This window comes from Pasteurella bettyae CCUG 2042, from assembly GCF_000262245.1.
Lineage (GTDB): Bacteria > Pseudomonadota > Gammaproteobacteria > Enterobacterales > Pasteurellaceae > Basfia > Basfia bettyae.
The window spans coordinates 1-1,074 of sequence record NZ_AJSX01000045.1 but is presented as its reverse complement, the minus strand read 5'-3'; the positions used below and the strand labels follow the sequence as shown (position 1 = coordinate 1,074).

Annotated in this window: 1 protein-coding gene; it reads left to right on the top strand. The window is 32.1% G+C overall.

The genetic code is table 11. The features are described from left to right. Positions 1-432: 432 nt before the first annotated feature. Positions 433-1,074, top strand: a 642-nt coding sequence (locus HMPREF1052_RS09795; protein WP_005761635.1) for an outer membrane beta-barrel protein, incomplete at its 3' end; no start/stop codon positions are given.

The window sequence follows — 1,074 nt, the reverse complement described above, 5'->3', positions numbered from 1 at the left end:
ACTTAACCATTTTAAAAAGGCCTAAATAATTATTTAGGTCTTTTTTATTAAGTGCGGTATATTTTTAAGAAAAATAAGACTATTAATGTTTTGAAGAGGCTAATTATTCACGTTAATATTTAGAATATATAAGATTTTTTTGATAAAAAATTTATATAAATTAAAAAAATTATTTGATTTTGTACTTTTATGATAGATAATACGCATACTTTTGAAAGACACTTTGAACTTTTATGCTTGAAGATGTGAATTTGTCAAAAGGATATGTTGGGCAAATTCGAAATCTAACTATAGCACTTAAAACTAAGTTATTTGAAAATCTATTTCAAAGTTTAGTTCTTAAGAAATAAGAACACAGGTGTGTTTATTCAGCATAATAGCTGATAAATAATTTTAAATAAGATGACTAAAATATTTAAGAGGATCATCAAAATGAAAAAAACTGCAATCGCATTAGCTATCGCTAGTTTAGCAGCAACAACAGTTGCACAAGCAGCACCACAAGAAAATACATTCTATGCAGGTGCTAAAGCAGGTTGGGCATCATATCATGACGGTATCAAATATACAGCAGATGAAGAGGGTTTAGGTTTTAACCGTAACTCTGTAACTTATGGTGTATTTGGTGGTTACCAAATTCTAAATCGTGATAATTTAGGTTTAGCGGTTGAATTAGGTTACGATGATTTTGGTCGTGTTAAATATAAAGAAGAAGGCAATACAGTTGCTAAACAAACCGCTCACGGTGCACACTTAAGCTTAAAAGGTAGCTATGAAGTTCTTCCTGGTTTAGATGCTTATGCTCGTGTTGGTGCAGCATTAGTTCGTACAGATGTAAAAACTTACAATCTTAATTCAGAAAGAGCACATGACTTAAAAGTATCTCCAGTATTTGCAGCAGGTCTTGAATATGCAATTTTACCAGAATTAGCAGCACGTATTGAGTACCAATGGGTTAACCGTGTAGGTAAATTTGAAGATGCAGATGGTGATCGTATTGATTATCAACCATCAATTGGTGCAGTAACAGCAGGTTTATCTTACCGTTTTGGTCAAGGTGCCGCTCCAGTAGTT